This window comes from Shimwellia pseudoproteus (genome assembly GCF_016415625.1).
Lineage (GTDB): Bacteria > Pseudomonadota > Gammaproteobacteria > Enterobacterales > Enterobacteriaceae > Shimwellia > Shimwellia pseudoproteus.
In genome coordinates this window covers 20053-27529 of sequence record NZ_WBXP01000047.1, presented here as the reverse complement: position 1 = coordinate 27529, position 7477 = coordinate 20053, and the positions used below count along the sequence as shown (strand labels likewise).

Annotated in this window: 4 protein-coding genes and 2 pseudogenes; 3 read left to right on the top strand and 3 right to left on the bottom strand. The window is 52.8% G+C overall.

The window, feature by feature from the left end; all coding sequences use genetic code 11:
* Window positions 1-64: 64 nt before the first annotated feature.
* Together F9C28_RS16575 and F9C28_RS16570 are read right to left on the bottom strand one after the other, a co-directional pair.
* Complete coding sequence (locus F9C28_RS16575; protein WP_233149126.1) at window positions 65-1144, bottom strand: hypothetical protein; 1080 nt, start codon at window positions 1142-1144, stop codon at window positions 65-67.
* Window positions 1141-1515, bottom strand: a complete 375-nt coding sequence (locus F9C28_RS16570; protein WP_124064324.1) for an HAD family hydrolase — start codon at window positions 1513-1515, stop codon at window positions 1141-1143. Before F9C28_RS16570 ends, F9C28_RS16575 begins: the two co-directional genes overlap by 4 nt.
* Window positions 1516-1835: 320 nt before the next feature.
* Here F9C28_RS16570 and F9C28_RS16565 point away from each other — a divergent pair.
* Both F9C28_RS16565 and F9C28_RS16560 read left to right on the top strand, forming a co-directional pair.
* Window positions 1836-2774 (top strand): annotated as a pseudogene (locus F9C28_RS16565) (xanthine permease); the annotation flags it as partial.
* Window positions 2771-3713, top strand: a pseudogene (locus F9C28_RS16560) (carbamate kinase). The pseudogenes F9C28_RS16565 and F9C28_RS16560, both read left to right, overlap by 4 nt.
* 57 nt (window positions 3714-3770) lie before the next feature.
* Here F9C28_RS16560 and F9C28_RS16555 read toward each other — a convergent pair.
* On the bottom strand, window positions 3771-4694 hold the full coding sequence (locus F9C28_RS16555; RefSeq protein WP_199016410.1) for a DUF7916 family protein: 924 nt from the start codon (window positions 4692-4694) through the stop codon (window positions 3771-3773).
* A 599-nt stretch (window positions 4695-5293) separates the two neighbouring features.
* On the opposite strand from F9C28_RS16555, the gene katG reads away from it, so the two are divergent.
* The gene (katG, locus tag F9C28_RS16550) at window positions 5294-7465 is read left to right on the top strand and encodes a catalase/peroxidase HPI (protein ID WP_199016409.1); all 2172 of its coding nucleotides are present in this window, start codon (window positions 5294-5296) and stop codon (window positions 7463-7465) included.
* Window positions 7466-7477: the final 12 nt, after the last annotated feature.

The following is a 7477-nucleotide window of genomic DNA, read 5'->3' as shown; positions in this document are numbered from 1 at the left end:
ACGAAAGCAGGTATGCCTGAAAGTGTGCGTATTGCCTGAAAACACAACCCGCTACGGGGGAGACTTACCCGAAATCTGATTTATTCAACAAAGCCGCGTCTTTGACGACATTGCCAAAACGGGGATTAGCGGCAATAAACTCATCCAGTCGTGTTTCGTTTTTACTGACCAGTGATTTATAAAAATCCGCTGAAGACCCTGGGTTACGGATTTCATAGCAGCGCTCAATAAAATGGAAACATGAGTTAATGATTTGTCCCCAGATAGCCTGCGGATGGTTACCATAAACAAACAGCTCCGTCAGCGTCGGGCTGTAGAGGTACTCCAGTTTGTAGCGATAGCCGGTGTCTTCTTCGCCGTGACTGATCAGCATTGGCGCATAGTAAGCCATCTCTTCCGGCACATTACTGAACCAGTTCGCTTCAGCATGCAGCTTTTCTTTTTTCTGTGACCGTTTTTCAACGAAATACTTGTTAATTGTGAGTTCGTTAAATGCCCGCTCAGTGGTCACGATTGTTTTAGAATCATAGAAGGTATTCAGGTGACCAAAATCCAGCCAGTCGCTTCGGTGTTCTTGTACAAACTTGTTTGTTTCGTTGTATTTAAACAGGCTTTTCGTAAAGTCAAAATTGGTACTGATAAGGTTACGGATCAGCAACTGCGGGTTGCCAATACTAAGCACGCCACAAAAAACAGAATCATTGCTTTCGAACCCATCGTTTACCTTCATCCAGACATAGTTAAAATCTGAACGTGCAGTATAGATCACATCTTTTCCCGTATTCTGCAAATTTACCGGGTTTCGTAACAGTGTATCGCCGTAATAAATAATAACACTATCATCGTCTTCCGCCGTGCAGGCAGATGCCAGACAAAATGCAATAGACTGGCCAAGGGAGAAATTTTCGTCGATCTGAATAACATTGATATTGGCTTCCGCCAGCGCCTGCTGATCCCAGGAACCGATCTGGAAGTTTTTAGGCAACGTCATACAAATTTTTTCATCCGGGTTTTCACTGCGGATGTTTTTAATTTGATAAGTGTATAACCGTTTATTCCCAACAGGCAAAAAGGTCGGTGGAATTTCACCAAATTCAGCACGTAAGTCCTGCTCGACATACTGTGCAGACAAAATTATGATCATTTTTCTTTCCTTAAAAGCGCAACAATCTCGTCATAGGAATAGTTAATAAATTCACTGGGACGGATTGCTTTATCATCCACATAGAAGCCTTCATGGCCACACCAGGGCTTACCTACATAGATTTCATCGTAAGGAATATCATTTACTTCAAGCCACTTAAGAATCACCGGCAGCGTATTTTTATTAATTAGCCCGACATTGTTATTATAAGAGTTCATATTACGACTGGTATTCAATACAATCGTGAAGCCTTGTTCTTTATATTCTTTTAATTTCGCCACAAGGTCATGATTTACCAGAGCATCTTCGTAACCTACAGCGCCTTTTCCCTTGGTTAAGGTCATATCGATATCAATAATCAGTTTTTTCATAGCCAGTAGTTCTTAGTGAGTTCTGAAAAGAAAGTGTTTTGCCATTGTGCGTAACATGATCATGGGGATCCCCGCAAAACAGCGTAATTTGATATAGAGATAAATTTGCTGCTTAAGCATCTCTATAAGACTTATACGATTAGAAAACGCCCTTGCATTTTTATTAAGCTTATAGAAAGGCTGCTTAATAAACTTTGCTTTGGCCCCATCGTTGATTAATCGATGAATCATCAACTGATCACTGACATAAGAGTGGGGGCTATCAAAAAAGACAGACCCTGCCATTGTCCGACTAAAGATAATTTTCTGCAACGGAGCCGCTGATTGCCGGGACGGTACTGGCGTGGCTTTCCGGCTTACAAAGCCCGGATGATATTAACGCTGCGATGGCGGGGCTCGGGTTTAACCCACCGGAGATCCACGTCCACAGTTTCTTCCAGGGGGTGCCTTATGCGTTACCTTACCTGGCGTCTGCGGTGCCCCTCGGGCTGGCGAATTACATTTTTGATCTGGAGAATATCGAAAGCGCCCACGCCGCCGGTGATCCCTACAACACGCGAAATGTGATGATGGCGAACGGGTTATCGTCAATGCTCGGCTGCATGCTGGGGAACCCGTTCCCGGTCACGGTGTATGTGGGCCACGCGGGCTGGAAGGCGATGGGCGCCAGTATTGCCTATACCCTGGCATCCGGGGTGACGATGTTTATCGTGCCGCTGTTTGGGCTCGGGGCGCTGATGCTGGCGATTATCCCGATGACCGCCATTGTGCCTATCCTGGTCTTTATCGGGGTGGTGACGGCGAATCAGGTGGTGCGGGAAACACCAAAAATAGAGGTGCCGGTTATCTTTATTTGTCTGTTCCCGTGGGTAGCCAACTGGGCGCTGAGTATCGTCAACAGCGTGATGAGTGCGGCGGGAACCTCAGCGGCGCAGCTGGGGCTGGATGTGCTGCACGGCAAAGGGGTCTATTACCAGGGGCTGGTGCATCTGGGGAGTGGTGCGCCGCTGGCCAGTATGCTGTGGGGCTGTATTGCCATCTTTGCGATTACCGATAAACCCTTACGCGGGGCGATTGCCGGGGCCGGTGGCGCAGTGCTGGTGCTGTTTGGGGTGATCCATTCCCCCTCGGTGGGCTTTGCTCAGGGAACCTCGCTGTGGTTTGTGGCGGCCTACCTGATGATGTCGGGTATTTTTGTGCTTAAGCACCTGCTGAACCAGCGTGAAGCCGCCCGGCTGGTGGCGGAGGCTGAGCAATGAGTGTACTAACGGTAGTTGCCATTGGCGGCAACAGTATCGCGCCGGGCAATCAGGAGGTGTCGGTCGCCCGCCAGCAACAGGCAATTAATCAGCTGGCAGAACATATTGTGGCGCTACAGGCGGCGGGCCACCGGGTTGTGCTGACCCACGGCAATGGCCCCCAGGTAGGGCTGGAGCTGCAGCGCTCGGCCATCGCGCACCAGCAACTGGCATTGCCCCGGGTGCCGCTGGCTTACTGTGTGGCCGCCACCCAGGGCGGCATAGGTTCCCAGCTACAGCAGGCGTTTACCCGCAGTTCACAGGCGGCGGTTAGCCTGGTGACTCTGGTAGAGGTTGCCGCAGATGACCCGGCCTTTAGCGCCCCGGATAAACCGGTGGGCCTGTTTTATAGCGCCGGTGAGTCAGCCTTGCTCAAGGCGCAGCACCCGGACTGGTGTTTTATGGAGGACGCGGGCCGGGGATACCGGCGGGTGGTGCCCTCCCCACAGCCGCGGCATATCCTTGCTGCGCCTGCCATTGAGCTACTGTCCGCTCAGGGGTTTATTGTCATCGCTGCGGGGGGGCGGCGGGGTACCGGTGGTGCGCACTACCGGGGGGGATTATCAGAGCGTTGATGGCGTTATCGACAAAGATCTTACCAGTGCATTACTGGCCCGCGAGATAGGCGCCGATCTGCTGGTGATCACCACCGGGGTAGAAAAGGTTTGCCTGCATTTTGGCACACCGCAGCAGCAGGCGCTGGGGGAGGTGAGTATGGCGCGGATGGCGCAATATCTGGATGACGGCCATTTCCCTGCCGGGAGCATGAAACCCAAGATTGCCGCCAGCCTGGCGTTTTTAGGTCACGGCGGGAAGCGGGTGATCATTACGGCGCCGTCGTCCCTGCCTGCGGCGATACGCGGAGAAACCGGTACCCATATTATTGCCGCCAGCGGGTAAATCGTCGTCTGTTCTGTTGTTTATTGTGATGAAAGGGGGCCGCTGGCCCCCGTCTTATTAGCGGTTAACCGAACGGGCCATACGGGTATAGGTGTGGCGCACCCCCCGGATAGCAATACTGTACGTCTGGATATTTTCCGGCAGTGCCAGCCCCATGAACCCGGTATCGCCAATATGGTGCAGGTCTGCCCCGGCCATTTTACTCATCAGTGCTATCTGGCGTACTGTCTCCCGATCGGCCCCTTCCTGAGAGGTGCCGATGGCGGTCATTGCCAGGCGCTGATGCTGATGGGCGCAGGCAATCAGATCCGCCACCCGCTGCTGGCTCATACCGGGCACGGTACCCGGCGCCGGGATCAGAATAATATCGCTGCCTGCCCGGGCGAAGCGCTCAACATCTTGCTCACTGATAATCGCACTGCCGCTTTCCCGCACGATACCCGCCCCGTGCATTTTACCGGTGACCAGTACCACCTGATCGCCTACGGCATCACGCAGTGCCTGAACCGCATCGGCCAGGGCGGCATTACTGACGCCGTTATCCGGATTACCGGTCAGCACGATGATCCTGGCCCCCATTCCGATGAGCCGGCGGGCATTTTCCACACTGGCAGCCCGCCCCGGGGTCATTTGCCACATCTCACCGTGCTGTGAGGCGTGGTGCGGGTCCACTGCTTCAAGATTCACGCCAATAATGCGTCCGGTCAGACGCTGTAGTTCTGCCAGGCACTGGTCCGGCGGGCAGCCTGGGGGCAGGCCGTTGATCAGCGGTTTTTGGCAGTCGAACATATTGAGCAGCACAATATCGGCCCCCATCGAGGCGGCCAGCTCGGCATTGGTGACCCCGTTAAGCAGCGGCTGGGTCATAGCAATAGTTTCACTGACCAGTATCCGGCCTTCACTGGCGCGAATGGCGTGCAGTAGGGTGGGTTTGTCCATAACGCGCATCTCCGATGCACTACAATCCAGTAATCGTTTCATCTGATCCTCTGATGTTGGGTAGGGGCGTACTTATCTAATCACGCGGGTGGTGGGGCAATATTACCCGGGGGTTAGCCCACAGTAAGTAAAGAGGACGCAATTATTGAGGCGTATGGGGTTGCCAGGGTGATGAATGTGACAGATATCACAGCGTAATTGTCACTGCGGGTAGTTTATTATTGTGTTGCTTTTTGCCTGCTGGCAGCGATATTTAATGCGGCGGGATGATGGGTGAAAACAATCGTTATTATAGATCGATTGCAAATTTATGTCAGTTTATGTGGGGATGATAACGCGGGTAATAACGTGTTTTTATTATGACTGTTTTAATGATGTTGATGGTATGCATTATTTATATAACTATATGATAATAATGAAAAATAAAATATATATTTAAAATATTCCTCTCTCGTTGAAGACAAGTAGAAGATCACTGTATTTAATTGTATAAGACAAAATGTGCGAAAATTCCCGGCTAAGTACGAGCCTGATCAATAGTCGTGGTAAAACGCATTGCACTGGTAGGTTTATCCAATTAATTATTATTCCCTGTGCTGTATATACTAAAAATCCCCTAACAGAAGAGTATGGAGCATGTCATGAGCAAATCAGGAACAGAGCCTTCAGCAGCTGGATGCCCGTTTCATCATACGGCGCCTAAGCAGGCTGCTGGCGGCGGGACAAATAGTCTGGATTGGTGGCCGAATCAACTTCGCGTGGATTTACTGAATCAGCATTCCAACCGTTCTAATCCACTGGGTGAAGATTTCGACTACCGCGCTGAATTCCAGAAACTGGATTATTCAGCATTAAAATCCGATATCAAAACGTTGCTCAACGACTCACAGGAATGGTGGCCAGCCGACTGGGGTAGCTACATTGGGCTGTTCATTCGTATGGCGTGGCACAGTGCCGGTACCTACCGTATGGTGGATGGCCGCGGTGGCGCAGGCCGTGGGCAGCAGCGTTTTGCACCACTGAACTCCTGGCCAGATAACGTCAGCCTGGATAAGGCGCGCCGTTTACTGTGGCCTATCAAACAAAAATACGGTCAAAAAATCTCCTGGGCCGATCTCATTGTACTGGCGGGTAACGTCTCGCTGGAAAATGCCGGCTTCCGCACCTTCGGGTTTGCGGGCGGCCGTGACGATGTCTGGGAACCTGATATGGATGTCAACTGGGGGGATGAAAAAACCTGGCTGGCACACCGTGACCCGGAATATCTGGCGAAGAATCCATTAGCGGCTACCGAAATGGGGCTTATCTATGTGAACCCGGAAGGGCCAAACGCCAGTGGTGATCCGTTATCTGCCGCGCCGGCTATCCGCGCGACCTTTAATAACATGGCAATGGACGATGAAGAGATCGTTGCGCTGATTGCCGGTGGCCATACCCTGGGTAAAACCCACGGGGCCGGTCCGGCTACCCATGTGGGCGCCGATCCGGAAGCGGCAGGTCTGGAAAACCAGGGGCTCGGCTGGACCAGCACTTACGGGAGCGGCGTGGGTGCTGATGCTATCACCTCTGGCCTGGAAGTTATCTGGACCCAGACCCCGACCCAGTGGAGCAACTATTTCTTCGAGAACCTGTTTAACTACGAGTGGGTTAAGACTCACAGCCCGGCGGGGGCTATCCAGTTTGAAGCCAAAGACGGCCCGGAAATTATCCCGGATCCGTTTGATCCGTCCAAAAAACGTAAACCAACCATGTTGGTTACTGACCTGACACTGCGCTTTGATCCGGACTTCGAGAAAATTTCTCGCCGCTTCCTCAACGATCCGCAGGCGTTCAATGAAGCGTTTGCCCGGGCGTGGTTCAAACTGACCCACCGTGATATGGGGCCAAAAGCGCGTTACATCGGACCTGAAGTACCGAAAGAAGATCTGATTTGGCAGGATCCGTTACCGCAAGCGGTACACCAGCCGACAGCCGCCGATATTGCCGATCTGAAAGCGAAGATTGCCGCTTCTGATCTGAGCATCAGCCAGCTGATTTCTGTTGCCTGGGCGTCCGCTTCCACCTTCCGTGGTGGGGATAAACGCGGTGGGGCGAACGGTGCGCGTCTGGCACTGGCACCACAACGTGATTGGGAAGTGAACCAGCTTGCGGTGAGCGCACTGCCGGTGCTGGAAGCGATTCAGAAAGCCAGCGGTAAAGCCTCTCTGGCGGATATCATTGTGCTGGCCGGGAATGTGGCGATTGAAAAAGCCGCGGCGGCTGCCGGTGTTGCTGCTGAAGTGCCGTTTACCCCGGGCCGTGTTGACGCGCGCCAGGATCAGACGGATGTTGCCTCGTTTGCGGTGCTGGAGCCTGCGGCAGATGCCTTCCGCAACTACCGTGGCGCAGAAGGCGGCCCGACGACCGAAACGCTGCTGGTCGACAAAGCCCAGTTGCTGACCCTGACGGCACCGGAAATGACTGTGCTGATCGGCGGTATGCGTATGCTGGGTGCCAACTACGACGGTAGCCAGCACGGGGTGCTGACATCACGTCCGGGAACCCTCAGCAATGATTATTTTGTGAATCTGCTGGATATGGGCAATATCTGGAAACCGGTTGAAGGCAGCGATAATGAGCTGTTTGAAGGCCGGGATCGCAAAACGGGTGAAGTGAAATTCACCGCTACCCGTGCCGATCTGGTGTTTGGTTCTAACGCTGTATTGCGCGCTCTGGCTGAAGTGTATGCCAGCAGCGATGCCCAGCAGAAGTTTGTCAAAGACTTCATTGCCGCCTGGTCGCGGGTGATGGATCTTGATCGCTTCGACGTGTAAGTTACCCTTCGG

Coding starts and splice junctions, on each gene's coding strand:
- F9C28_RS16575 (WP_233149126.1), bottom strand. CDS start 1,144: ATGATCATAATTTTGTCTGCACAGTATGTCGAGCAGGACTTACGTGCT.
- F9C28_RS16555 (WP_199016410.1), bottom strand. CDS start 4,694: ATGAAACGATTACTGGATTGTAGTGCATCGGAGATGCGCGTTATGGAC.
- F9C28_RS16570 (WP_124064324.1), bottom strand. CDS start 1,515: ATGAAAAAACTGATTATTGATATCGATATGACCTTAACCAAGGGAAAA.
- katG (WP_199016409.1), top strand. CDS start 5,294: ATGAGCAAATCAGGAACAGAGCCTTCAGCAGCTGGATGCCCGTTTCAT.